Source organism: Pantoea agglomerans NBRC 102470, assembly GCF_001598475.1.
Classification (GTDB): domain Bacteria; phylum Pseudomonadota; class Gammaproteobacteria; order Enterobacterales; family Enterobacteriaceae; genus Pantoea; species Pantoea agglomerans.
In genome coordinates, this window is the sequence record NZ_BCZA01000003.1 from 222635 (window position 1) to 246638 (window position 24004).

Here is a 24004-nt window from a genome sequence, read left to right on the forward strand (position 1 = left end):
TGAACAGATGAAAGCATTAACTTATCACGGCCCCCATAAAGTCAGCGTCGATAACGTTCCCGATCCCGGTCTGGAAGCCGCAGATGACATTATTCTGCGTGTGACCGCCACCGCTATTTGCGGTTCAGACCTGCACCTTTACCGCGGCAAAATCCCCGGTACCGGGCACGGAGATATCTTTGGTCATGAGTTTATGGGCGAAGTGGTTGAAGCAGGCAGCGCAGTGACCGCCGTGGCCAAAGGCGATCGGGTGGTGATTCCGTTTGTTATCGCCTGTGGCGACTGTTTTTTCTGCCTGATGAGCCAGTATGCTGCCTGTGAAAATACCAACAGCGGACGGGGTGCCATCCTGAACCGGAAAAACATCACGCCGCCCGCGGCCCTGTTTGGTTTCAGCAAACTCTATGGCGGTGTGCCTGGTGGACAGGCGGAATATGTCCGGGTGCCGAAAGCCAATACCGGCCCGTTTAAAGTGCCGTCGGTGCTGTCGGATGAGAAAGTGCTGTTCCTGTCAGACATTCTGCCCACCGCGTGGCAGGCGGTGAAAAACGCCGAGGTGAAACCCGGCTCCAGCCTGGCGATTTTCGGTGCCGGACCGGTTGGCCTGCTCAGTGCCGCCTGCGCCCGACAGCAGGGTGCCGAACAGATCTACATGATCGACCACAACAACTACCGCTTAAACTTTGCCCGTGAGCGCTACGGTGTTATCCCGATTAACTTCGATGAGAACGATGACCCGGCCGGCTGGATTATCGAACACAGCACCGGAAATCGCGGTGTGGATGCAGTGATTGATGCAGTAGGATTCGAGGCAAAAGGCAGCATGACCGAAACCGTGCTCACCAATCTCAAACTAGAAGGCAGCAGCGGTAAAGCGTTGCGTCAGTGTATTGCCGCAGTAAGGCGTGGCGGTATCGTCAGCGTGCCGGGCGTCTATGCCGGATTCATTCACGGCTTCCTGTTTGGTGACGCCTTTGACAAAGGGCTGACCTTTAAGATGGGACAGACCCACGTACACGCTTATCTGCCCGACCTGCTGAAGCTGATCGAACAGGGCCATCTGACGCCGGAAGAGATTGTGACCCACCATCTGCCGCTGGAAGATGCTGCGCGTGGCTACGATATTTTCGCCAAACGTGAAGAGGAGTGCCGCAAGGTGATTCTGGTGCCTGGCATGGCAGCGACACAGGCCACAATATAATTTCACAATGGGTCTGAAACGCTTAACCCTGGCTCCCCGGCTGTTTTCCGCCGGGGATCTCATCTCAGAACGGCTTGCGTTGCAGGCTGCTTCGCCACTCCCGCCTCTCCAGCAGATGTTCATCCGGCGAATCCGCCGTATCAACCTGACTGCCCTGCTCCAGCCATCGCGCACTGCGTGAATGGGGATGACTTTCGCTGATCACCTGTTGTGAAAACGCGCCAAACGATAACAGCAAAAACAGTAATGCACTGGCCAGCCTCACTTTCATACGCACACCTCTTTGGTAACGGTGCCGCTATGCTGCCCGAAGGGTTTTCATTTTCTGTCAGTAACAGGCAAAGTTATGTGGTAAGCGGGAACAAGCTGCGACGGGTTTAACCGCGGTTCAGGATAGTCCGTCAGCCCGGCATCATAAGTTTCCCGGCTAACCGTCCGTTTTCTTTCAGGAGAATGCTATTGAACCTCAATCAGTTTGATCAGCCGGTCGGTGAGGCTCTGCCCGACTGGCAACCGGTCACCAGACCACCCTGTATGCCACTCACGGGTCAGCACTGCCTTCTCCTGCCGCTAAGCATCGATCATGCAGAACCGCTATTGCAGGCATTTATGCTGGCACCGGATGATCGCGACTGGACCTGGCTGAGCGCAGAGCGGCCCGCCTCTCTGCCGCAGATGCAGCACTGGATTGCGGATAAAGTGGCGGATGCGGCCCTGGTGTCCTTCACGGTCTGCTCGCCAAATCAGCAGCCCTGCGGCGTGGTCTGCTTCGCCAGCATTGAGCCGGGACACGGCACTGTTGAAATCGGTCACGTCACCTGGTCGCCGCTGATGCAGCGCAGTGTCATCGGCAGCGAGGCGATTTATCTGCTGCTGCAACAGGCTTTCTCGCTCGGCTATCGGCGAGTGGCGTGGCGCTGTGATTCAACCAATATCGCATCACGACGCGCAGCAGAACGGCTGGGGTTCCGCTTTGAGGGCCGTTTTCGTCAGGTTATGACGCGTAAACAGCGTAATCGCGATACCGACTGGCTATCAATTATTGACCGTGAATGGCCAGATGTTCAGCGCGCCCTGAGTGCCTGGCTAAGTGCGGATAATTTCGCTGCCGGGGGACAGCAAAAGCGCCCGCTCAGCGCCTGCTTCGCCGACGTTAACCCGGCTGATGCAAACGCGACAAGTCCTGAACGCGGAGCGGATGCTGGCGATTAATGCAGCCGACGCACGGTCAGTGCCGCGGACCAGCGCTGTCGCTGACAGCGCGGGCAGACAGCCTGCTGCTCAGCCTCAATGATCTGCGTCTGGCCGCAATGGGTGCAGGCATAGAGCGCGCTGACCGGCACAGTGCTGTAATCCTGCCGGTGCTCAGGAGGCAGTACGCTTAACCCGGCGCGCATCTCATCGTCATCGTAGAAATAGAGGCTGAGCTGACCATCGACCTCCACCAGCGCCAGCCGGATCTGCCCCAGATGCTCCACACCACTCTGCCGTAACTCCATATAAAACTCATCTTCAGAAATATTCAGACGATCCAGACTCTCCAGCACATACAATCCCTCTTTAATCAGGGTAATCACGTCGCCCTGAATAAGCCGTGAAAAGCGCGGGCTGTGCGCCGTCAGCCAGGTCGTGAAGCGGTAGAGCGCCAGCAGGACTACAAACACCATAATGACCGGCAGTACCGGCACATCATCGTAAAATGTCACATCACCGGACGCGGAACCCAGCGTCAGGATCACCACCAGCTCGAACAGCGACAGCTGGCGCACGCCGCGTCGTCCTGAGACTTTCAGAAAGGTGAACACCACCAGATAGGCGATCATGACCCGTACCACCACCTCAAACAAAAAGGTGGCCGGTTGATCGTTAAGTAAGAAACGGTGCCAGTCGAATGAGAACATAGTCTGTAAAACATCCTGTTTTAGGGGGCGCGCATCGTCGCATCACCCGTTGATGACCCGCAGATTCAGGCCAGTGATAAGTAAATCTTGTCGCCAGCCCGCCAAAAGGCAAGCGAAGCTGTAACGCGAAAGTGGGCGAGTCTGACCTCTCTGCATGTTGAGGAAAAGGTTAACAAAGCTGAAAATGGCACTGACACTATTCACGCTGCGCTTATCGGGCCGTTCGCAAAACCGCATGCTAAAACTTCCTGTTTCTTGCTGGATAATTTTTACCGCTGCGCTTTTTTCTTTTACTTCAATAAATTGCGAACCAAACCTTACTGCCTATACTTTCCAGTAAGGCTTCCGCAAAACCTTTCAACATCCAGAGAAGCCAGCCTTTTTCTGCCGATAGCGTCACTGGCCTATACCTGCTATCTCACTCGTCCACACCGCGACAGGCCCTGATGCCTGCAACTCAGTGTCTGTGGCTTATGGCATGGATCGCCCGTCCGTTCAGAGTGGTCAGATCGATCAGTCTGCAATGCATACCCTGACGCCCTGACCCGTTTCACGACGGCTCGTCAGCGGGGAGCGTGTTGCTTTTTTTCGGGAGATGCCATGACGCCCTTTTCCAGTTTCTGGCAGGCCGGCTACGAAGGTGCCGATCATATCAATCCTGCCGGCCTTGCGCTGTCGATGAACGATCTTAACCAGCATCAGGCGCGTGCAGCAGAAGATTATGCCGCGCTGGCCCCCTTTTCCATTCGCACAGTGCGCGAAAGCGTCGGCTGGCGGTTATGTGAGCACGATGGCCGCTATGACTTCTCGACGGTCGCGGCCCGGATGCAGGCCGCAGAGCAGCAGGGCATTCAGCTGAGCTGGACAATCTGCCACTACGGCTGGCCCGCTGGCGTCAGCCTGTTTGACCACGACTTTGTCAGCCGTTTCGCCGCCTTCTGTGGCGCACTGGCCCGCTTCCTGGCCCCCTGGTATCAGCAGGCGCCAGTCTACTCTCCGATGAATGAGATCTCCTTTGTCAGCTGGGGTATCTCGGTAGGGCTGTTCACCTGTGAGGCGATCCCTGAAGCGGATCGGGCGGATGCCGCCAAGCAGCAGCTGGTGCGCGCTACGCTGGCAGCCTGTGATGCCATCTGGCTGGCCGATCCGCGAGCCCGTCTGCTGCACTGTGATCCACTGATCCATATCGTGCCCGATCCCGCCGATCCGGCCAGCGACGTGCTGGCACGTGAGATGTGTGACACCCAGTATCAGGCATGGGACATGCTGAGCGGCAGGCTTAACCCGGAACTGGGCGGCGCCCCACGCTATCTCGATCTGATTGGCGTGAATTACTACCACGACAATCAGTGGGAGCAGGGATCAAACCTGCGGCTTTACTGGCATCTGGGCGACAGCCGACGCCTGCCGCTGCATCGGATGCTGCAGCAGGTCTGGCAGCGTTATCAGCGGCCACTGCTGCTGGCGGAAACCAGCCACGTCGGCAGCGGACGCGGAAGCTGGATCCTTGAGATCGCCGCGCAGGTTGCGCAGGCGCAACTGGCAGGCGTTGAGCTGCACGGCATCTGCCTCTATCCGATCCTCGATCGTCCCTTATGGGAGGAGACGACTTTCTGGACCCGCAGCGGTTTGTGGGATCTCGATCTGCTGGGGGCCGATCCCTATGCCCGCCAGCTACAGCAACCTTATGCCAGCGCATTACGTCAGGCGCAGCGCTTTTTGCAGCACATCCACTCCTCAAAACACCCCTGTCAGGAGCACCCTATGAAACCACCTGTTCTCATCGTTTTCAGCCATTTACGCTGGGGATTTGTTTTTCAGCGTCCGCAGCAGCTACTGACACGACTGGCACAGCACTATCGCGTGCTGTTTGTCGAAGAGCCGGTCTGGCAGGCGGGGCCACAGGGCCTGCATCAGAGCTCGCCTGCCGCTAACATCACGGTGATCCAGCCGCATACCGACAGCGACGCGCCTGGTTTCCACGACAGCCAGATCGCCCCGCTGCTGCTGTTGCTGACGCCGCTGCTGGAGGAAGATGAACAGCCGCTGATCTGGTTCTATACGCCGATGGCGCTGCCGTTGCTGACCCCTTTTGATCCCTCACTGGTGATTTACGACTGCATGGATGAGCTTTCCGCTTTTCAGAATGCACCGCGCCAGCTGCAGCAGCGCGAATCCGCGCTGATGACCCGCGCCGATCTGGTCTTTACCGGCGGCACCAGCCTCTATGAAGCGAAGCGTGACAAACATCCTCAGGTTTACTGCTTTCCCAGCAGCGTTGATGCTATCCACTTTGAGCAGGCGCGCGATCGCAGCAATCGTCATCCGATGCAGGATGCGATTCCGGCACAGCGTCTTGGCTATTACGGCGTGCTGGATGAGCGCATAGACCTGCCGCTGATTGCGGCGCTGGCGGACAGCCACCCCGAGTGGCAGATTGTTATGGTCGGGCCGGTGGTAAAAATTGATCCCGCCAGCCTGCCGCAGCGCGACAATATTCACTGGCTCGGCCAGCAGCCCTATCAGGCGCTGCCGCAGTTTCTGGCAGGCTGGGATGTCTGTCTGATGCCGTTTGCCATCAATGCCTCGACGCGCTACATCTCACCGACCAAGGTGCTGGAGTATATGGCGGCGCAGCTGCCGATTGTCAGTACCGCGATTATTGACGTAGCGCGGCATTACGCAGAGGAAGTGGCGGTGGCAGAGAGCCACGCGGAATTTATTGCCGCCTGTGAACAGGCAATGGCGATTGGTGCCGCAGAAAGGCTGGCGCTGGCGGGACGGATGCAGGCAAAGGTCGATGCCACCTCATGGGATCGCACCGCTGAACAGATTCATGGACTGATCCAGCAGGCGCTGACGCAGCGTCAGCCCGCACTAAGGTCGGCCAGCCAGGGCAGCGCGCAGGCGAATATCACGCCGTTAACCCCATTGATGCTGGAGAGTGAAGCCGTGCCCTGCCTGATTATCGGAGCCGGGCCAACCGGGCTGAGCGCCGGTTATCATTACGGCGAAGGCGCGGTGCTGCTGGAGAAAAATAGCACCCCTGGCGGCTGGTGCCGCTCGATTGACGATCAGGGTTTTACCTTCGACTATGCCGGTCACATTATGTTCTCGCAGGACCCGTACGTCTTACAGCTGTATGAGATGTTGCTGGGCGACAACCTGCACTGGCAGGCGCGTGAAGCCTGGGTCTACAGCGACGGCGTTTATACCCGCTATCCCTTCCAGTCCGCGCTGCACGGCTTGCCGGTCGAGGTGGTAAAAGAGTGCGTGCTGGGCGCTATCGAGGCGCGTTATGGCGAAACGGCAGCCGCCGCTGTGCCACTGGATCGGGTGCGGGCACGGCGGGACTGCTGCGCAGATGGCGCGATCCCCGATGAGGGCAGCAGCACAGGCGTGGTGGAAGGCGAAGAGGATTTCCAGCACTTCATTATGCGCACCTGGGGCAAAGGCATCGCGCGTCACTTTGCCCTGCCCTACAACCAGAAACTGTGGAAGGTGCCGCTGACCGACATGGAAACTTCATGGCTGGGCGGACGCGTACCGCTGCCCGATCTGGCGCAGATCATTGATGGCGCGCTGCAACCGCTGGCGAAACCGGTTGGCCCCAACGCCCGTTTCGGCTATCCGCTGCGCGGTGGCTTCCAGGCGCTGATGTCCGGCTTTTTGCCGCACCTGAAATGTACGCTGGAAACGGACGCCACCCTGACCCGCCTCTACCCGCAGGCGCACGTCGCGCTGCTGGCGGATGGTCGCCACTACCGTTATGAGCAATTAATCAGCACCATGCCGCTGCCGGAGCTGATTAAACTGATGGGCGATGAAGTGCCGGATAGTGTGCAACGGGCGGCGCAGCAGCTGAAGTTTGTCTCGGTGCGCTGCGTTAATCTGGGAATTGGCCGCGCCGACCTGACCGAAAAGCACTGGATTTACTATCCTGGCGATACGCTGTTTCACCGCATCTTTGTGCAGGGCAATGCGAGTCCGCACTGCAACCCGCCGGGCGGTTTCGGCTTAACCTGCGAAATCACCTATAACGCGGCCAATCCGCTGCCGCTGGCGGGGGATGCGCTGATTGAGCGCTGCCGTCAGGATTGCATCAGAGTTGGCATGATCACCGCGGACGATCCGCTGCTCTGTGCCTCAGAGGTCGATATGCCCTACGCCTACGTGGTCTATGACCATGCGCGCAGCGCTAACGTGGCGCTGATCCGCCAGTGGCTGCTGACCCAGGACATTCATCTGTCAGGCCGCTACAGCGAGTGGGAATATTACAACTCGGATCACGCCTTCCTTGCCGGTAAACGCGCCGCCGAAAATGTCCGGCTGCAGCATGTCAGCGAACGGACGCTCGGCTGACCCGGCGCAGTCGCTACGAAAGCCGCTGGCTGCACTTCGCGGCTTTCAGCGACTGTAACTGCGTCAGTCGCCGCTCCGCCTTCTGGCTGGCATTGTATTTCGCAATGCCATTGCCCAGCCCGAAATCCCCGACAAAGCCCAGCACGGTCAGTGCATCGAACTGGCCGGTCTGCTCAATATCACTCTGCACGCTGTGCGCTTTCACCAGCTCCTGATCCAGCGCGCTGCAATTCAGCATCGCCGTCTCTTCCGGGGTGACCGCGGACGCCTGCGGATACTGCTTGGTGGCGCAGCCGGTTAATACCAGCGTCAGCAGCACGATTAAGACGCTCTGTTTACTCATTTTTCATTGCCTGTTTTTTATCCAGTTAATACTGTTATCGGCAGCATCCCCCGGGATCATGAGTCTCTGACCTACCAATAATGGTCGAAACCGCTACGCTAATGTAGGATTCAGCGCGCTGCTGTCAGTTGCAGCGTGTTACCTGTAGGAAGTCACGCAGCGAACGCACATTGCCCGTTCATCACTTCTGCCAGACCTTTCAAAGAGTTAGCCAGCATGATGCTGTCATCAGCAGCGTTTAAAAAGCAAAGCCTGACCGATAATCAGTGACGAGGCAGCCGCATAAGCAAAGCCAGACACAGAAAATTCGCGCGTCGGGTTTATCAGAGTTGTTCGAGATGAGGTTTTTCCATGCGTTTTAAAGGATTGAACATCGGGTTTTTCATTTTGATTCTGGCTATTGCCACCCTCGGTTTTTTCGAGGTGCTTTCGCCCTATTTCTCGCCGATTTTATGGGCGGCGATTCTGGCGGTGATTTTCCATCCGCTGAAAACGTATCTGCGGATCCGAATGGGCGAACGCAATGGCCTGGCCGCGTTGATTACCCTGCTCTGTATCTGTCTGATTGTGTTCACGCCGCTGGCCATTATCGCCTCATCGCTGGTGGTCGAAACCAACGCGGTCTATCACAAACTGCAGACCAATTCGGCGCAGTTCCCGGCGGTCTTCGCCGATCTGTTGCAGCATCTGCCGCGCTGGGCAAAACATTATCTGGCTGAAAATAACCTGGATAACGCCGAACAGATTCAGCAGAAGCTCTCCTCGTTTGCCCTCAAGGGCGGTCAGTATGTGGCAGGCAGCGCCTTTATCATCGGTAAAGGGACGTTCAGCTTCACCGTCGGCTTTGGCGTGATGCTTTATCTGCTGTTCTTCCTGCTGAAAGATGGCTCCTATCTGGTACATCTGATCCTGGAAGCGCTGCCGCTCTCAACCTACGTGAAGCATCACCTGATGGTGAAGTTTGCGGCCGTGGCGCGCGCGACGGTGAAAGGCACGGTGGTGGTCGGTATTGTTCAGGGTATTCTCGGCGGGCTGGCATTCTGGTTTACCGGTATAGACGGCAGCCTGCTGTGGGGCGCACTGATGGCCTTCCTCTCCCTTATTCCGGCAGTCGGTTCCGCCATTATCTGGGTGCCTGCGGCGATCTTCTTCTTCGCCACCGGTGCACTGTGGAAAGGGCTGTTCCTGGTGGGCTTCTTCGTAGTGATCGTCGGACTGGTGGATAACATCCTGCGTCCGCTGCTGGTCGGCAAAGACACCAAAATGCCTGACTATCTGATCCTGATCGCCACGCTGGGCGGCATGGAGATTTACGGCATCAACGGTTTTGTAATCGGTCCGGTGATTGCCGCCCTGTTTATCGCCTGCTGGAACCTGCTCTCCGGACGCGATAACCGCGAAAACATCGAAGCCATCGACGAAGAGTTTATCGAAGAAGGTAAGAAACAGTCCGATACCGCGGCAGAGGCTGCGGCTGAAGCGGCGGCGGCCTCCGCCGATGCGGCTGCAGAGACGGAAAGGAAAGTCGCGGCGTTAGCCGCCTCAGAGAAAGAAACAGCGGAAAAGAAAGCGTAATCTGAGTCAACCATAAAAAACCTACTTTTCAGTTGGTTACAGACAGCTTACCTGGTTGAATCAGTTTTACTCTGACAGCAATGAATAAGCTCACAACGCGCAGGGTTCTGGGTCAGAAGAGGAAAGCGTCCCGCGCCAGGACGGCGCGGGCCGAGCATGTCATGGACGACGGCCTTTGCGTCTTTCCGATCTGACCCAGTACCCTGAGCAGGCTCGATCCAGCAGCAATCCAAAGCCAGAATTTCCCAACCATAAAAAAACCCACCTTTCGGTGGGTTCTTTTTTTAACCTGAGAACAGCCGCGAATTAATTAGTCGCTTTGTTTTTCAGATCTTCAGCACCCTGCTTGGTTTTATCCCAGCCTTTCTCAGTGCCTTCTTTGGTTTTGTGCCAGCCTTTCTGCGTACCTTCGGTGATTTTACTGCCGGTGGTATCGCTTTTGCCTTCAGCGGCATGCTCAGACTTCAGCTTCAGCTCTTTGCCTTCGTTCTGGGTCTGATGCAGTTTTTCCTTCGCGGTATCGGCGCCTTTATGCGCTTCCGCAACGGTGTTGTCTGTGGTGGTAGCAGCAAATACCGGCGAGGCCAGCAAAATAGCAGACAGTGCAATAATTGATTTCTTCATAATTCCCTCTGTATGAATCGTTGCCGTGTAGGTTTTAATCCTGGCATAGTGTTCCCAGGAAAGATTTAAGAATAAACCAGGAATGAAAAAGGGCCAGTTTTCACCAGAAAAAGCCGCCGGTTGTAGCTTTTTCGTCCATTACCAAAGTGCGAGTTGCGGATCGTCGTCCGGTTTCGGCTGGCTTCGGCTAACGCGAGCAGGCGGTGCAGGCTGCTGCATCTGATGAGTGATCCACTGCAGTAACACCGTCACTATATAGGTCTGCTGCTCCGCGCTCAGCGGCTGGTGCTGTCCGATGTTGTGCCACTTACTCAGACAGCCACGACAGCAGGTTGCGGTGGCGTGCTGAGCGATAAACACCGGGTGGCCGCGCATCGGCGTCTGCTTGCCATCATTTTCAGGCTGCGCAGGCGCCAGCCGCTGTGCCACAAACTCAGCGGCGTGCAGGCGCAATACCGGCTCGCCTTTGCTGCTCGCATAATCATATTCCGCGCGTCCCAGACGAAAGCGCTGGCGGAACGGCGAGCGTGACAGCCGGGTAAACAGGTCGTCAGAAACCTTCATGCTGATTGCCAGTCACTCATATTTACGTCCCGCCAGATAGCGTACGCCCTGCGACCCGAACGCCTCACGATGGAGTTCATTGGGCTGCAGATGAAATGTCTCACCGGGATGATAGGTGGTATCGCCTTGTTCGGTACTGATGGTGATGTCACCACTCAGAATCAGTGCCAGTGCTTCAAAGGGATGTACGTGATTATCAAGCTGGGCGGCGGCTGCACGCTCAATCAACAGAGGCTCGTCAAAACCCTGTTCGGCTAACAATTTTCTGAATTCGTGTTCTGTCATCGCAACTCCTCAGTGTGGATCTGACCCTTAGCAGTGTAGACGATCTTTATCGCCGCTTATGGCACTCAACAGGTTACGTAAAGTAGCGCAAGCAGGGTTGTTCACCGGTCAGGCCAGTGCTGTACTTGCCGTCTCGTTACAGCCATTTTGACATCGGGATAACGCAAAAGTATGTCTCAACAGGAGAAAACTGCCCTGCTGCTGATTAATCAGCGCTCGCGCAAAGGACGCGCCGAGGCCAGCCGCGCACAGTCGCTGCTGGCTCAGGCCGGGTTCACCCTGCTGCAACCGGCCGGAGATGATACCCGCAGCTACAGCGAATTAATCGCGGCGTATGCCCATCGCGTTGATGCGGTGATCGTCGGCGGTGGCGACGGCACGCTTAATGCGGCCGCGCCGGGACTGATGCAGACCGGCCTGCCGCTGGGCATTTTACCGCTGGGCACCGCCAACGATTTTGCCCGCACGCTGGGCATTCCAGCCAGCCTGGAGTCCGCGATAAAGATTATCGCTGACGGTCAGCTGCGCGCAGTGGACCTCGGTGAGGTGAATCAGCACCTGTTTCTGAACGTCTCCAGCATCGGCTTTTCGGTGGAACTGGCGCGCAACCTCACGGCGGAATCGAAAAAACGCTGGGGAGTGGGCGGTTATGCCCTGGCGGCTTTGCGGGTGCTGCGGCAGAGCCGTCCCTTCAGCGCTACGCTGGTGCATCAGGGCCATCGGACGCCGATCAAAACGGTTCAGGTGTCGGTGGGCAATGGACGGTTTTATGGGGGCGGCATGACAGTGGAACAGCGTGCCGCACCGGACGATGGGTTACTGGATGTCTACAGTCTGGAGCTGCAGCATAGCTGGCAGCTCATTGCGCTGCTGCCCTTTCTGCGGCGCGGCACTCACGGTCGCTGGCGTAACGTGCGGGCATTCAGCGCCACGGAGCTGACGATTGAGACGCGCCGTCCCCATTACATCAATGCAGATGGTGAGATTATCGGTCAGACACCCGCGCATTTTCGCCTGATCGCCAGTGCACTGCGGGTTTATGCACCGGGCGACAGCGCAGCAAAATAGCCCGACGGTGGGCGCGGTACCGATCGCGGTGAGAAACTAGTGCTGGGTGCTCTTTTTTTCAGCGTAGTCGATGTGTTCGGAAAGATTGGCGACCAGCTTTTTCGCCATGTCGAGGGTCAGACCCAGAAACAGGGTCTCCTGCGGGCCCTTTTCACGCGGGGCATTGGGATCGATATAACCGAATTTCACTACCAGTGCCTGATGAGTGTTCAGGGGACCAATATGCCAGCCGGTAACCGGGTAGAAGGTAAATCGCGTAAATTCATTCATTTAATCCTGACTGTAAAAGCATAACGCTGATTGATAGTCAGGCCAGCTCTGATGATAAAGCATGAGTGGAATACTCAGTCTGAACGAAATCGACAGGATTACAAGGGAAGCGGCATAACAAGCGCAGCGTGACGCAATGAGGATCTGTAATGCATTCAGGGCCTGCTGCAGCAAGGGGATGAGGATATTTCAGGCGTGTGTAACCTGCGCGGCTCCGGCACGGGCGCTCTCCTGTCAGGGCGAACGCCCCTCAGGACTCTTTATCGGCTCGGGGAATAATCGAGATATGGCCGTTAACCTCCAGCACCGCATATTTAATCTGATCAAATCGCTCCAGACCCTGCCCGGAGCGCGCCGCTTCCAGCACATCATCAGGACTGATGCCGGTCATCTTCATGCGGTCAGTCAGCAGATTACCATTCTCGACCAGGATCACCGGGCCACCATCGATCACCTGTTCCACCACCGGAAAGCGACTTTTCAGTTTGCCCAGCACAATATCAATCGCTACCAGCGTGATAATAGTCAGCGCCGCGCCGGTAACAGAAAAATCGTCGCCCAGCAGCGCCTGCTGAGTTGCTTCACTGATGATCAATAGCAGAATCAGATCGAAAGAGGTCATCTGCAACAGAGTGCGTCTGCCGGCAATTTTGAACACGACCATCAGCACCAGGTAGATCGCTGCGGCACGTAATACCGTTTCCATAAAGCGCCTCTGTCAGGGATAAATCCATTGGGTAAAACGGGCCGGAGCATGGCCGTCACCATGAATAGTGACGTGAATGCGGCCCGCATTGCGCGGCTGCAGGCCAAGCCAGATCGCGTGATCCGGTCCGGTGTTGCGGGCCGAAAAGGTCAGCCGCAGATCGCTGCCAATCGTCACCGCCTCCAGCGGTTGAGGCTGCAGCGTCTGGATTTGCAGGTTATCCAGGGCGCCACCGCCAATCGTAACGGTAAAGCGATCGGTTACCGGTGCGTTGTAGCGAATGCGCATATCCATATTGCTCTCAACCCGGCCAAACCGTTCATACTCCACCTGGATGGTCCCGTCCGGCGAGCGGGCGCTGCCGTTACTCAGCACGCCTTTGGAAAAGAGTCCGCACGCACCCAGAATCACCAGCGCAATCAGGACGTATTCACCGATACGCTGAATCAGCCATTCACGGCGTACCCAGCGGAGGTTTTCCTGAATCGGTACCGCCTGGCCGCTGCTATCCTCTTTTTTCACCGTGACCTCACACACTGTTGGCTCAGGAACAAAAACTGAACGCTGCGTTAAGCATAGCCAGACAGTATCGGTTCACTATCTGGCGGGTCGTGACCTTTTCACCGGGACAATCTGGCACCGCATCCTGCCGTTTACAGCCAGCCGGAGCGACGCAGTTTGGCCCACAGCCCGCCGCAGGCCAGCAGGGTCAGCCCCACCGCCAGCGGATAGCCATACAGCGACTTCAGCTCCGGCATATGCTCGAAGTTCATGCCATACATACTGAAGACCACGGTCGGGATCACCAGGATCGCACCCCAGCCTGCCAGCTTTTTCACCACTTCATTCTGCTGCACCGTCACCAGCGCCAGATTGACCTGCATGGCGCTGGTCAGCATTTCGCGCATATCTTCCGCGTCGGTGACGACATGGCGGGCGTGATCCTGCACGTCACGGATGTAGGCGCGCAGCGGACGCGGGATCAGATCTTCATGCAGGTGGATCAGCTGATTGCAGATCTCCTCCACGGGCAGCGCCGCATTGCGCAGTTTCAGCAGATGACGCCGCACGGTGTAGACCGACTGCACCGACTTGCGATCAAATTCACTGGTGAAGAGATCGTTCTCCATCTGTCCGACCCGTTCATTCAGCGAGGTAGAGAGCTCGGCATAGCGATCAACAATAAAATCGAGCAGGCAGTAGAGCGGATAAGCGGGACCAAACTTCAGCAGCGCCGGGTTTTCAGCCGCCCGCTGCCGCACCGGGGTGTAGCTTTCAGAGGCGCCGTGACGGATGCTGATCAGGAAGTTTTTTCCGACAAAAAGATGCGTTTCGCCCAGTTCGCAGCTGTCATCCTTAGCGCACACCGTTTTCACCACGATAAACAGCGATTCGCCATAATGTTCAATTTTAGGTCGCTGATGGGCATTGAGTGCATCCTCAACCGCCAGTTCATGAAGGCCGAACTCCTCTTTAATCTTTGCCATAAACTCAGCGTCTGGCTGCCACAACCCGAGCCAGATAAACGCCTCCGGCTCTTTAATCACTTCACTGATATCATCGACTTCGACCTCTTCGCCCGCGCATCCCGGACGATACACCCTGCTGCTTACGATCATCTTCTGCTTTCCCGTTGTGACAATACATGCAGCTTAGCCAATCCCGCGCCTGTAACCGGATAAAAACCGTAAGGATTTGCTGCGGCGCTGTTCGATCAGCGGCTTACCACTTCAGCCCTAATCCGGTGGAGAAAATGCCTTCGTTCAGGGTATCGGGTATGCCGCTGACCAGATTACGGTGATAGCCAACGTGCAGCGTTGACCACGAAGTCAGGCTGTAGCGCAGCCCGACTTCGGCATCCAGCATAAATACGCCGTCATCATCCAGCGAATGGCCGACATCGCCATTGCTGTAAAGCGTGAACGATTTGCCCAGCAGATAGCGCTGATAGTTCCAGCGCAGCGAGCCGCCAAAGTGCCGCTCTTCCCGGTCATCGCTGTAGCCATACTCAAAGGCACCACCCAGCACCGAGAGTGAAAACGCGCTCAGTTCGGTATCCCACAACTGATAACCCGGACCGGTGCCGATTAGCGCCTGACGTGACAGATTCTCCACCCAGTCGCGCTTGTAGGTGGCGCGGGTCTGCCAGAAGAACTGCTCCCTGACCAGATAATCAAAGGCGTAGCGCAGGCTGTAGTTATCGGTATTGATGTTCTCGTTTTCCTGCTCGCGATTGTAGGTCGCACCGATATCGTGACGCCATTTTCCCTGATTCAGTTTCGTGTTGAGCGCGAAGCTGTAGTCGTCAGTTTTGGTCGAGGCTTTTTTGACCTTCACGCCCGCATCGATGTTGCCGGTCCAGGAAAGCTGATCGCTGCGGACTTTGGCTTTCATAAACTCATCAATGCGCCGCAGCGAAACCTGCTGCTCCTGCTCGTTGCGTTCCACCCAGACATAGCCGGGATCGGATGAGGAGAGCCGCACCTGATAATGTTCGCCGGTCTTTTTGTTTTCGACATTCACCGGATTCTCGCTGGCGAGCGTACTGACCGCACTCCAGTCCAGCGTGACGGTACCGGCGTAGTGTGTCTCTATCCCCAGCTTGCCGTCGCTGAGATAACGAATCGTGCCGGTCAGCCGATCGCCATTATTCAGCCAGACGGTATCGGCAGTGGCCTGCTGTGCCCATCCGGCGCAGCAACTGATGACCAGCAGCGGGATAAACGAGGTGGCGCAACGCATAGCTTTCCCTGTAAAGGCGTCGTCTTGCACGGGCGACGCGTCACCGCAAATTCTGACCTGACAATTAAGCCGATTCTGCGACGATATGCAATGCGCCGCCTGGCTCAGGAGAGATCGTGCAGTGCTTTGCCGAGCGGTGGAGTAATAGCGAAGTCCGTAAAACTCATCGCCAGCCCTTCACGTTCAGGCGAGCAGCCCATCACTCCGACAAACCGCCGCGCCTGACCGGGCCACGGGCAGAGCCGTAACAGCGGCCAGCTCACGCCGTCGGTAGAGTACTGAATTCTTAAGGCCGCATTTTCCAGCGTGGCACGCAGCCAGAACTGGCGCGCATCGCCGGGAAACACACCGGTAGACCAGTCGGAAAACTCGCGCGTCACCACGCTGCCAATGGCGGGCTGATCGTCGTTAAACTCAATGCCCGCCTTAACCCAGTGCGTTTCGTTATCCTGAATAAACAGCCCGGCCTGATCGTAGAGCTGACTGAAATCCGCCCTCACCTGCACCTGAACGGTAAAGTCGTTTTCCACCCAGAAGCCAAAAGCGTGGCCGCTGTGCCGTTCGAAGCCATACCAGGTACGCTGCCAGAAATCGCTGTTCAGCGCGGTTTCGAACCTCAGCGTATCGCCATCCAGACTGTGTACCGGCGGCTGATTAATCCAGACGCCACCTTCAGTGGTAATTGAACTGACTGCTGTCATAGGCACTCCTTTGGGTAAGTTAAACCGCCCGCGTGCTGGCCGATCTGCGGTGTGGCGATTGACCTGATTATCATAGCGTTGATTGGTGAACGGGCGGCAGACGATTGCGGCAAATCTGATGGTGTCGATGTGGCAGGCAGTGAGGTCAGCAGACCCGTGGCTGCAGACACTCCGGCTCTGTTTGCGGTTTCGCTTATATGCCCTTTATTCTCCTGCCGGCAATAAATAACAACGACCAGGTCCAGCTCACTGAACTATTTCATTTTGTTAATCCCCTGGCGAAAACAGCATTTAACAACCAGGCTTGTTTTGTCTGAGGGCAACTGAACTCATTAAATATAAGGATTAAGCCACCATGGTAGATAAATCAGAAATTTTAGATCACGCGCAGGTTGTTGATGTGAATGGCGAACATGTCGGGATTGTCGACCACTTCGAAGGCGACGACAAAATTAAGCTGGCGAAAAGCGATCCTGAAGCGGGCGGCAAACACCACATTATTCCATTCAGCTGGGTGAAAGAAGTTGATGATAATAAAGTCATCCTTTCTAAAGCCAAAGCGGATGTTGAAAGTGAATGGCAGTCTGCATAAAACATTAGCCGTGGCGCCCGCCACGGCTTATTTTATTTATTCCGCAATGTAATTTCCGCCTCCTGCCCTGCCCATCTTTAATTTATTACTGCTTTATATTTCACACCGCCTGAAACGTCTTCAGCAATATCTGTCAGATTTTTACTTTCCATGACGGGGTGCTCCCTGTTTTTATGCTCTGTGGCGGGTGGTCGTAAGCGGAAGGTTTGAGGGGATCATCATGGCATTGCGCCGGGAGGAAAAAAACCACCAGAATGGCGCAGCACTTTGCCGGATCTCTGTCGGTATCCGGCGGGCATAAGAAACGGCGGGTGAAGTAAAACCTGAGATCCTCACCCGCTGCGGGTTATTCCTGTTTTGCTGCGCGATCCCGCAGTACTTCCCCCACCACCGGAGCCGCTGAAAAGGCATTTGGCCAGCCAGCATAGAACGCGGCCTGAGTGATAATCTCGCCCGCTTCTTCAGCCGTCAATCCGTTGTCCATCGCCCGGTTGAGATGGTAGCTAATTTGCGCACTTTGTCCCGAAGCAATCAGCGCGCTGACCGTCACCAGACTTCTGTCACGAGGCTGTAGCGCTGGCCGCTGCCACAGATTGAGAAACAGCGGATCGGCGGTGAATCTGACCAGCCCGGGCGAGATCGGCCCCACATTTTTCTCTACCGTTGCAGAACGCTGCTGTTCGGCTGCCTGATTTAGTGGCAGCAGTGCCGGAGAGGCTTCGGCCAGTTGATCGGCACCAATACCTCGCGCCTTAAACACATTTTTGGTCACCGCAATTGCGGACATCGCATTGGGCCAGCCGGAATAGAACGCCAGGTGAGTGATAATTTCGGAGACTTCGGCAGGCGTCACTCCACTATCGAGCGCCACACCGGCGTAATGTTGTAACTCAGCAGGCTGGTTGCGGGCGATGAGAATGGCAAGCGTGACGATACTGCGGTCACGGATCGAAAGTGCGTCGCGTTTCCAGAGATCGTCGGTTATCGCTTCACGTCCGAAACGAGCCAGTGCGGGAGAGACGGACTCAATGTCAGCAACCGAAAGGCTGGATGGATTGACGTTCAACATAGTTTCACCTCTTTTGGGTTCAGCAGCGGCCAGGTCGGCCAGCATCATGGAGATCGCGGCGGCGGCAATCACTTTTTTCATCCTCTGATCAGCTCCCTGGTAAAGGTCAGTTAACAACAGAATTGAGAGCGCCGCGGTTTTTCAGCAGAGCAGGCACCACGGGGATCGCCTCTTTGCGGTCGGTCATCTCAGCTGTCAGCCGGATATAGTCGCGAAAATGGGGCGTTTCGCGGTGCTGCTGATAGGCGGCGTCACTCGCGTAGATTTCATAGAAGAACCAGCGATATCTGTTTTTCGCATCGGTCGCGGCATACATCGCCAGCACGCCCGGTTCCACCTTCAGTGACTCTGCCATTTCAGGCAGCACAATATCGCGGAATGCCTGTTGATCGGCCGGTTTCACGTCAACAATCACCAGGTTATTGATGGTTTCTTTATTTTGTACGAAGGGTTTATCACCCAGAAACTGCGGCTCCAGCACGGTGCTCTTTTTCTGGCCGATAAGATCAGGTGCGCGTGTAATAAAAGACCGGTACGGCTCAGAACTGAGATGTTGCTGGTATGCCTCTTCACTCGCATAAATTTCAATCATATAAGCCTGATGAGCATTTTCTTTATGTTTCAGTGAATACATCGCCAGCGTACCTGGTTGCTCTGCCAGCGAACGGGTAATATTATCTCTGGCAACTTCATCGTACTGTCCGTTTTTCCCTGGCTTAATTTCCATTTCATGCAGATTAATGACACGGTTTGTGGGTTCTGCTAAAGCGGCTGCCGATGCCGGGCCGGCCATCAGCAGAGTCAGAGTCAGAGCGGTAATATTGTTCACGGTCTGCCTTAATTATCGGATGAGGTGATTTGCGATTCATTCGGTGCATTAACCGGCGCGATTTCTGTTTCATCTGGCTATTAAGCCGTCGTGAGTTCCGCATTGAGCTGAGCAATGAGTCGCGACGCGTGTTGCTTTGCTGCAGCAATTTGCTGCGTGATAATAGTTTCATTACGACTGGCATAGCTTATCCCGCAGGTATAAACCGGTTTCTGCATCTCCAGATTGCAGAGTCGGGCGGTGGTTTCAAACTGAATCAGATAATCCTCCAGCTGATGACCAAAGACGCCATCTGCCGCGTATAACGCCTGCGGTGCGCCAGTAGTGAAGGAGAGGATCAGTTTTTTACCGCCGAGTCTGGCCGTTGATCCGTGCGCAAACCCATGAACAAATACGTCATCCAGCCATAACTTCATGAGGCCTGGCAGCGAATACCAGGAGAAGGGAAATTGCCAGACGATAATATCTGCCTTCAGCAGTGCATCCTGTTCGGCGCTGACATTGATATTGTTGTCCGGATAAAGTGCATCCAGACGACGGATTTCAGCATCAGGCAGCGCAGAAGCGACTTCATTAAGAATGGTAGCATTACCGACCGAATGGCTCAGGTCAGGATGACCGGAAATAATTAATATATTTTTCATTTTCAGTTTTTAATCATCTATTTTTTAACAGATAACCAGGCGTTGGCGATGCCATCACGCGCTGGGGACTTTTTGCCGTCCGGCACCGTTTAATCAAATCCCACCGATACGGCATCCGCCTTTCCTGCCGCCAGCGCTTCACGCGGCGTTTTTACTGCGCCGCCTCCCTGACACCTGTCGGATGACTGGTGATAACACGGTAGCGGTTTGCGACTGATCATTGGGTCGTGCCCTCTTGCTGAGGCTTATACTCTGCAGCGAACAGGCTTTCCCAGTTGGTGAATGCACCTAACGGGATGCAGTCAAAACTCAGCAGACCGGCTTTTGCCAGCGGAAAGTCAGCCAGCAGGCTTTGGGCCTGTTCCACCGAGTCGCATTCAAGGAAGATCGCAACGCCGGGTCGATCCTGTCGGTAGTAAATATCGCGTAGCGCACCGGATTTAAACAGACTCCAGGCATGGAAAGCTTCGGCAGCCAGATGAGGGTGATACTTTTCCAGCGTGGCATCGGGGGCGGGTTTATCCAGACACAAAATTCGCATATCAATCTCCTGAGATTCACGGCCAGGGGGAACTGATAAGGAGTATATGCTCGCGATTTAGTGAAGATTAGGCCACTATTGACTCAAAGATATTTAGCCTGTGGCTAATAATAAGCAGCCCGATTGTGTCAGGATTATCCCGTGAACAACGCCATCTATAACCAGATACGCATCTTCCAGAGCATTGCCCGCGAAGGGAATATTTCATCGGCAGCGCGCAAACTGGAGATTACTCCCCCCTCTGTCAGTAAGGCGCTGAAGCTACTTGAAGCGCACATCGGTCATCCGCTATTTGTGCGAACCACGCGCCGGATTGAGCTGACCGATGCCGGACAGCAGCTGCTGGAACAAACTTCGGCAGCGGTAGCCTCGCTGGAAAAATCGCTGGAAAGCATTCGTGACCAGAATCAGGAACCGTCGGGACTGGTCAGAATCACCCTTTCGCGCTTTGCCTATCTGCTGGTGCTGAAACCTGCGATGGCCGCTTTCTGCCAGCAATATCCCGGTATTCAGCTGGAAATTTCGGTATACGATGGCACCGTTAACATCATTGATGAACGTTTTGATCTGGGGATCCGGTTTGGCGACATTCTGGAAGGTGGCGTGGTGGCGCGCCCGCTGATGAAGCCATTTCGCGAAGGTTTGTATGCTTCTTCTGCCTACCTGGCAGCGTTCGGCATTCCAGCGTCTCCGTCTGACCTGCATCAGCACCGGCTTATCGGTTACCGGTTTATCACCAATAATCGTATTCTGCCGCTGATTCTGGATCATCATGGCGAACAGCTGACCGTTGAGATGCCGGGTCAGTTGATGAGTAATGATATTGAGGTGATGGCTGATGGCATTCGCAACGGGCTGGGTATCGGGCGACTGTTTGAACCGGTTCATAATTTACAGCCGGATAAAGAGGCATTTATTCCGGTGATGGAGCGTTACTGGAAAACTTATCCGCCGGTTTATCTCTATTATCCTAAAAGCGCGGGTAAAACGAAAAGAGTAAAAACGTTAATCGACTTTCTGCTTAAGCACACTGCGGAATGCCCTAATGAGGGCGGGTTTTACTCTCCTTCAAGTCAATGAATGAGGACCGACAAGAGAGCTGATCGACACAAACCAGGCTTTAGCCGAAAAAGCGGAACGACCAATGATGGTGCTGATTTCTGCGCAGCGATAAGCCTGTATCCCACTTTAATTGAGTAATGTTGAAGGTCAGCCTGTTAACTAAAAATGGAGCGAGTTGACGATACCCATGGCTTTCAAATCATCAATGATAATGACTCCCGTTCATACCACCTCTCGTGCATAGCAGCTTCTTACTGAATAACATTTTGCAAAATGATTATCACAAAAGTTCTTCGTGAGTCTTTCCTGGATATCCCGGCAGTGAGGATCCGCTGCATTTTACTGGCGGTGATAAAAATCGGGTGATTAATGTATGTTAAGTTAGTCCGTTTTTCGGGGATGAGGAATAGATATGTTTTTGCAAATACAGGATATCATTGATCTGCAGACTCTCATTGAATCAGAGCAGGTCGAGTTTAAGTTGGCTGGTGGCAAAGACGGCAAAGGTGAGTTACCAAAAGATTTCTGGCCGACTTATTCTGCAATGGCAAATGGAAGAGGTGGCTGGGTCATCCTGGGCGTCAAGGAACAGGATGGTGAGTTCACGCCCGTCGGTGTAGTTGATTCCCAAAAGATTAAAACTGATTTATTCAATCAACTGAACGATCGCGATCGGGTCAGTGCCAATGTAATTCGATCCGAAAAAGATGTGCAGCTGGTGAGCTTACAGGGTAAGGAGGTATTAGCTATACACATCTCTCCCGCCATGCGAAAACAAAAGCCCGTTCACTTAAAAAAATCCCCTTTTGGTAACACCTACCAGCGGCTTCATGAAGGGGATCGCGTCTGTGATGATATGACGGTTAAGCGTATGCTTGCCGAGCAAATCCACGACAGTCGCGACAATGAAGTCCTCTCTGAGCATTATGGTTTCGACGAAGACATCGATCTTGATAGCCTGAAAGTTTACCGCAACTTACTTTCTTTAAATAATCCCCAGCATCCCTATCTAGCCTGTGAACCTTTTGAGTTACTCAAGATGGTTGGTGGGTGGAGAAAAGACCGTGAAACGGGAAAGCAGGGCATAACACTTGCAGGAATTCTGATGTTTGGTAAGTGGGAGGCCATTACGGCTGCTTTACCTAACTATATGGTGGATTATCAGGAGCGTCCAGAGGCAAAAACGGAACTGCGCTGGGTTGACAGGATAACTCCTGACGGCACCTGGTCAGGCAACCTCTTTGATTTTTACCGCAAAGTTTATCAGAGGCTGGTTTCCGATCTCAAAGTCCCTTTTACCCTTGAGGAAGGGCAGCGTAAAACCGATACGCCAGTCCACATCGCGTTGCGCGAAGCGTTGGTTAATACGCTGGTGCACGCTGATTACTCGGATCGGGTTTCCATTCTCATTGTTAAACGACCCGATATGTTCGGTTTTCGGAACCCAGGGCTTATGCGCCTGCCTTTAGAAGATGTGGTAGCAGGCGGTACAAGCGACTGTCGTAATCGCCTTCTGCACCAGATGTTTCTGCTTATTGGGCTGGGCGAGAAAGCCGGTTCAGGAATGCCTAAAATATTCAGTGGCTGGACGTCGGCTAACTGGAGAACACCAAAGTTATGGGAAAAACCAATACCAGCGCAGACGTTGCTCGAGCTATCAACTGCAAGTCTTATTCCTCAGCACATCCTTGACGCGTTACACCAGCAATTTGGTGAGCGGTTCAACGTGCTTGACGACTTTGAACAGGTCATTATTGCAACAGCAGCCATTGAAGGCTGGGTAAATCATGAACGTGCATGTCAGCTAACCACTAAGCATCCACGGGAAGTTACTCTGACACTCCCCCGGCTGGAAAGTAAAGGTTTCCTCGCGTCAGCTGGGGAGCAGAAGAGCAAACATTACACGTTGCCAGGCGTATCAGTGATGACACCAGAGGAAGTCTTCTCACAGGGTGTGGTTAATGTGTTAAGCAGCTCCACACATTATGGTGAGAGCTCCACACATAGCGTACAGGACTCCACACATATCGATGATGGCCTGACACAGCGTGATATTGCGCCAGATGACTCAGCAATGAACGAGTCTGGTCTGGAAGATGGTCATCAATACGTTATAAGGGATGAACATGGACGCATATTAAACCGCTTTATTGACTTACCTTACATAGACTCTGTAGATAATCTGACACAAGCGTTCCGTAATAATTTGTATGCGCAAGCGGCAGTCCCGCGTAAAAAGCTGCGACTAAAGAACAAGGATCAGATGAATACGGTGATCCTGACAGTATGCCAGGGACATTTTATTTCAGTATCTGCGCTAGGAGAAATCCTGAACCGTAACCCTAATGCGCTGCGCCAGCAATATCTTAAGCAGCTGGTGGATCATGGGCAACTTAAGCTGGCATTTCCTCAATATAAAAATCATTCAAAGCAAGGATACAGTTCTGTATAAGGGGGCATTGCCTCAGCAAGTGCTATGCATCAGTTTCTGTTTAATTTGTGATAGAAAGGATGAAGCAGAGGGCTATTTTATCACTCGCTTTTCCCTTGTTCTGCTGCACAATGATTAACTTTGGAGCTCGTTATAATTTTTGTTTTTAAGGGATTACAGACTTCAGGAGAGAGTATCAGAAGGGAGAATTTGGTACCCTACAGGATTCAAACCTTCTGACCAGTCTTATGTTCTATATACGATTTTTTTGATTTCAGTTTGTTACCTGCCCCCAGATATGCCCCCTCAACAAAGTGAGCATTCCCATAACGGAGATTTCATCACTGAATAAACTTATGAGAGCAAATACCTGTTAATAACACTGATTTTAAAAAAGTTATTACCATCTCATATTCTGGAAATTTTGGAATGCGTCAATGAAAACATCGAAAATCTTATTTCCCCAGTGTGAAAATCGAAAAAATCATTATAAT

24 protein-coding genes are annotated in these 24004 nt (G+C 54.4%); 8 read left to right on the top strand and 16 right to left on the bottom strand.

Features of this window, described 5'->3' with window-relative positions; all coding sequences use genetic code 11:
- Nucleotides 1–7: 7 nt before the first annotated feature.
- Nucleotides 8–1201, top strand: a complete 1194-nt coding sequence (locus PAG01S_RS07230; RefSeq protein ID WP_062758179.1) for a zinc-dependent alcohol dehydrogenase — start codon at nt 8–10, stop codon at nt 1199–1201.
- A 64-nt stretch (nt 1202–1265) separates the two neighbouring features.
- Here the strand turns inward: PAG01S_RS07230 and PAG01S_RS07235 are convergent, their stop codons facing one another.
- Nucleotides 1266–1472: a hypothetical protein gene (locus tag PAG01S_RS07235; RefSeq protein ID WP_010259007.1), complete on the bottom strand. Its 207-nt coding sequence runs from the start codon at nt 1470–1472 to the stop codon at nt 1266–1268.
- Nucleotides 1473–1660: 188 nt separating this feature from the next.
- On the opposite strand from PAG01S_RS07235, the gene PAG01S_RS07240 reads away from it, so the two are divergent.
- On the top strand, nt 1661–2413 hold the full coding sequence (locus PAG01S_RS07240; protein WP_010671262.1) for a GNAT family N-acetyltransferase: 753 nt from the start codon (nt 1661–1663) through the stop codon (nt 2411–2413).
- On the opposite strand, the gene PAG01S_RS07245 is transcribed toward PAG01S_RS07240, so the two are convergent.
- Entirely contained in the window at nt 2410–3102 is a 693-nt protein-coding gene (locus PAG01S_RS07245) for a DUF421 domain-containing protein (protein ID WP_010259010.1), read from the bottom strand. The genes PAG01S_RS07240 and PAG01S_RS07245 overlap by 4 nt on opposite strands.
- A 600-nt stretch (nt 3103–3702) precedes the next feature.
- Between PAG01S_RS07245 and PAG01S_RS07255 the strand changes: the two genes are divergently transcribed.
- A complete protein-coding gene (locus PAG01S_RS07255) occupies nt 3703–7464 on the top strand; it encodes an NAD(P)-binding protein (RefSeq protein WP_062758181.1) in 3762 nt (1253 codons plus the stop codon).
- A gap of 13 nt (nt 7465–7477) precedes the next feature.
- Here PAG01S_RS07255 and PAG01S_RS07260 read toward each other — a convergent pair whose 3' ends face one another.
- On the bottom strand, nt 7478–7807 hold the full coding sequence (locus PAG01S_RS07260; RefSeq protein ID WP_045140688.1) for a hypothetical protein: 330 nt from the start codon (nt 7805–7807) through the stop codon (nt 7478–7480).
- 351 nt (nt 7808–8158) lie between these two features.
- On the opposite strand from PAG01S_RS07260, the gene PAG01S_RS07265 reads away from it, so the two are divergent.
- On the top strand, nt 8159–9382 hold the full coding sequence (locus PAG01S_RS07265) for an AI-2E family transporter (protein WP_010259014.1): 1224 nt from the start codon (nt 8159–8161) through the stop codon (nt 9380–9382).
- 306 nt (nt 9383–9688) lie between these two features.
- Here PAG01S_RS07265 and PAG01S_RS07270 read toward each other — a convergent pair whose 3' ends face one another.
- The 3 genes from PAG01S_RS07270 to PAG01S_RS07280 all read right to left on the bottom strand — a co-directional run bounded on the left by PAG01S_RS07270 (nt 9689) and on the right by PAG01S_RS07280 (nt 10855).
- Nucleotides 9689–10006: a KPN_00521 family repetitive protein gene (locus PAG01S_RS07270; protein ID WP_010259015.1), complete on the bottom strand. Its 318-nt coding sequence runs from the start codon at nt 10004–10006 to the stop codon at nt 9689–9691.
- 138 nt (nt 10007–10144) lie between these two features.
- Nucleotides 10145–10570: a DUF4186 domain-containing protein gene (locus PAG01S_RS07275; RefSeq protein WP_062758183.1), complete on the bottom strand. Its 426-nt coding sequence runs from the start codon at nt 10568–10570 to the stop codon at nt 10145–10147.
- A 12-nt stretch (nt 10571–10582) separates the two neighbouring features.
- Nucleotides 10583–10855 (bottom strand): cupin domain-containing protein, encoded by a 273-nt coding sequence (locus tag PAG01S_RS07280; protein ID WP_010259018.1) that lies wholly within the window; start codon nt 10853–10855, stop codon nt 10583–10585.
- Between the two features lie 171 nt (nt 10856–11026).
- Here PAG01S_RS07280 and PAG01S_RS07285 point away from each other — a divergent pair, with 171 nt between their 5' ends.
- Complete coding sequence (locus PAG01S_RS07285) at nt 11027–11923, top strand: lipid kinase (RefSeq protein WP_010259020.1); 897 nt, start codon at nt 11027–11029, stop codon at nt 11921–11923.
- Nucleotides 11924–11959: 36 nt separating this feature from the next.
- Here PAG01S_RS07285 and PAG01S_RS07290 read toward each other — a convergent pair whose 3' ends face one another.
- The 6 genes from PAG01S_RS07290 to PAG01S_RS07315 form a co-directional block, all read right to left on the bottom strand.
- Entirely contained in the window at nt 11960–12193 is a 234-nt protein-coding gene (locus PAG01S_RS07290; protein ID WP_033785445.1) for a BssS family protein, read from the bottom strand.
- Between the two features lie 250 nt (nt 12194–12443).
- On the bottom strand, nt 12444–12899 hold the full coding sequence (locus PAG01S_RS07295; protein WP_010671255.1) for a DUF421 domain-containing protein: 456 nt from the start codon (nt 12897–12899) through the stop codon (nt 12444–12446).
- 12 nt (nt 12900–12911) lie between these two features.
- Nucleotides 12912–13421, bottom strand: coding sequence for a hypothetical protein (locus PAG01S_RS07300; protein WP_223565618.1), 510 nt, complete (start codon nt 13419–13421; stop codon nt 12912–12914).
- Between the two features lie 131 nt (nt 13422–13552).
- The gene (locus PAG01S_RS07305; RefSeq protein ID WP_010259025.1) at nt 13553–14518 is read right to left on the bottom strand and encodes a magnesium and cobalt transport protein CorA; all 966 of its coding nucleotides are present in this window, start codon (nt 14516–14518) and stop codon (nt 13553–13555) included.
- A 103-nt stretch (nt 14519–14621) separates the two neighbouring features.
- On the bottom strand, nt 14622–15641 hold the full coding sequence (locus PAG01S_RS07310) for a DUF481 domain-containing protein (protein WP_062758185.1): 1020 nt from the start codon (nt 15639–15641) through the stop codon (nt 14622–14624).
- Nucleotides 15642–15745: 104 nt separating this feature from the next.
- Nucleotides 15746–16342 (bottom strand): DUF1349 domain-containing protein, encoded by a 597-nt coding sequence (locus PAG01S_RS07315; RefSeq protein WP_050498552.1) that lies wholly within the window; start codon nt 16340–16342, stop codon nt 15746–15748.
- 355 nt (nt 16343–16697) lie between these two features.
- Between PAG01S_RS07315 and PAG01S_RS07320 the strand changes: the two genes are divergently transcribed.
- Nucleotides 16698–16934: a DUF2171 domain-containing protein gene (locus tag PAG01S_RS07320; protein WP_003854080.1), complete on the top strand. Its 237-nt coding sequence runs from the start codon at nt 16698–16700 to the stop codon at nt 16932–16934.
- Nucleotides 16935–17280: 346 nt separating this feature from the next.
- Here PAG01S_RS07320 and PAG01S_RS07325 read toward each other — a convergent pair whose 3' ends face one another.
- The 4 genes from PAG01S_RS07325 to PAG01S_RS07340 form a co-directional block, all read right to left on the bottom strand.
- On the bottom strand, nt 17281–18084 hold the full coding sequence (locus PAG01S_RS07325; RefSeq protein WP_062758187.1) for a carboxymuconolactone decarboxylase family protein: 804 nt from the start codon (nt 18082–18084) through the stop codon (nt 17281–17283).
- Nucleotides 18085–18109: 25 nt separating this feature from the next.
- Nucleotides 18110–18832, bottom strand: coding sequence for a putative quinol monooxygenase (locus PAG01S_RS07330; protein ID WP_081114146.1), 723 nt, complete (start codon nt 18830–18832; stop codon nt 18110–18112).
- Nucleotides 18833–18912: 80 nt separating this feature from the next.
- On the bottom strand, nt 18913–19476 hold the full coding sequence (locus tag PAG01S_RS07335) for an NAD(P)H-dependent oxidoreductase (RefSeq protein ID WP_010259033.1): 564 nt from the start codon (nt 19474–19476) through the stop codon (nt 18913–18915).
- A 217-nt stretch (nt 19477–19693) separates the two neighbouring features.
- Nucleotides 19694–20017, bottom strand: coding sequence for a YciI family protein (locus PAG01S_RS07340; RefSeq protein WP_062758189.1), 324 nt, complete (start codon nt 20015–20017; stop codon nt 19694–19696).
- A 141-nt stretch (nt 20018–20158) separates the two neighbouring features.
- Here PAG01S_RS07340 and PAG01S_RS07345 point away from each other — a divergent pair, with 141 nt between their 5' ends.
- Both PAG01S_RS07345 and PAG01S_RS07350 read left to right on the top strand, forming a co-directional pair.
- Entirely contained in the window at nt 20159–21097 is a 939-nt protein-coding gene (locus PAG01S_RS07345) for a LysR family transcriptional regulator (protein WP_062758191.1), read from the top strand.
- 394 nt (nt 21098–21491) lie between these two features.
- Nucleotides 21492–23531 carry an RNA/DNA-binding domain-containing protein gene (locus PAG01S_RS07350; RefSeq protein ID WP_062758193.1) on the top strand — a complete coding sequence of 680 codons (2040 nt, stop codon included), beginning with the start codon at nt 21492–21494 and terminating at the stop codon, nt 23529–23531.
- Nucleotides 23532–24004 lie beyond the last annotated feature (473 nt).

Excerpts from the sequence above, each read along its gene's own strand:
- PAG01S_RS07315 (WP_050498552.1), bottom strand. The coding sequence starts at position 16,342 with ATGACAGCAGTCAGTTCAATTACCACTGAAGGTGGCGTCTGGATTAAT.
- PAG01S_RS07235 (WP_010259007.1), bottom strand. The coding sequence starts at position 1,472 with ATGAAAGTGAGGCTGGCCAGTGCATTACTGTTTTTGCTGTTATCGTTT.
- PAG01S_RS07305 (WP_010259025.1), bottom strand. The coding sequence starts at position 14,518 with ATGATCGTAAGCAGCAGGGTGTATCGTCCGGGATGCGCGGGCGAAGAG.
- PAG01S_RS07320 (WP_003854080.1), top strand. The coding sequence starts at position 16,698 with ATGGTAGATAAATCAGAAATTTTAGATCACGCGCAGGTTGTTGATGTG.
- PAG01S_RS07275 (WP_062758183.1), bottom strand. The coding sequence starts at position 10,570 with ATGAAGGTTTCTGACGACCTGTTTACCCGGCTGTCACGCTCGCCGTTC.
- PAG01S_RS07350 (WP_062758193.1), top strand. The coding sequence starts at position 21,492 with ATGTTTTTGCAAATACAGGATATCATTGATCTGCAGACTCTCATTGAA.
- PAG01S_RS07285 (WP_010259020.1), top strand. The coding sequence starts at position 11,027 with ATGTCTCAACAGGAGAAAACTGCCCTGCTGCTGATTAATCAGCGCTCG.
- PAG01S_RS07270 (WP_010259015.1), bottom strand. The coding sequence starts at position 10,006 with ATGAAGAAATCAATTATTGCACTGTCTGCTATTTTGCTGGCCTCGCCG.
- PAG01S_RS07335 (WP_010259033.1), bottom strand. The coding sequence starts at position 19,476 with ATGAAAAATATATTAATTATTTCCGGTCATCCTGACCTGAGCCATTCG.
- PAG01S_RS07325 (WP_062758187.1), bottom strand. The coding sequence starts at position 18,084 with ATGAAAAAAGTGATTGCCGCCGCCGCGATCTCCATGATGCTGGCCGAC.
- PAG01S_RS07260 (WP_045140688.1), bottom strand. The coding sequence starts at position 7,807 with ATGAGTAAACAGAGCGTCTTAATCGTGCTGCTGACGCTGGTATTAACC.
- PAG01S_RS07340 (WP_062758189.1), bottom strand. The coding sequence starts at position 20,017 with ATGCGAATTTTGTGTCTGGATAAACCCGCCCCCGATGCCACGCTGGAA.
- PAG01S_RS07295 (WP_010671255.1), bottom strand. The coding sequence starts at position 12,899 with ATGGAAACGGTATTACGTGCCGCAGCGATCTACCTGGTGCTGATGGTC.
- PAG01S_RS07290 (WP_033785445.1), bottom strand. The coding sequence starts at position 12,193 with ATGAATGAATTTACGCGATTTACCTTCTACCCGGTTACCGGCTGGCAT.
- PAG01S_RS07255 (WP_062758181.1), top strand. The coding sequence starts at position 3,703 with ATGACGCCCTTTTCCAGTTTCTGGCAGGCCGGCTACGAAGGTGCCGAT.
- PAG01S_RS07230 (WP_062758179.1), top strand. The coding sequence starts at position 8 with ATGAAAGCATTAACTTATCACGGCCCCCATAAAGTCAGCGTCGATAAC.
- PAG01S_RS07310 (WP_062758185.1), bottom strand. The coding sequence starts at position 15,641 with ATGCGTTGCGCCACCTCGTTTATCCCGCTGCTGGTCATCAGTTGCTGC.
- PAG01S_RS07265 (WP_010259014.1), top strand. The coding sequence starts at position 8,159 with ATGCGTTTTAAAGGATTGAACATCGGGTTTTTCATTTTGATTCTGGCT.
- PAG01S_RS07245 (WP_010259010.1), bottom strand. The coding sequence starts at position 3,102 with ATGTTCTCATTCGACTGGCACCGTTTCTTACTTAACGATCAACCGGCC.
- PAG01S_RS07280 (WP_010259018.1), bottom strand. The coding sequence starts at position 10,855 with ATGACAGAACACGAATTCAGAAAATTGTTAGCCGAACAGGGTTTTGAC.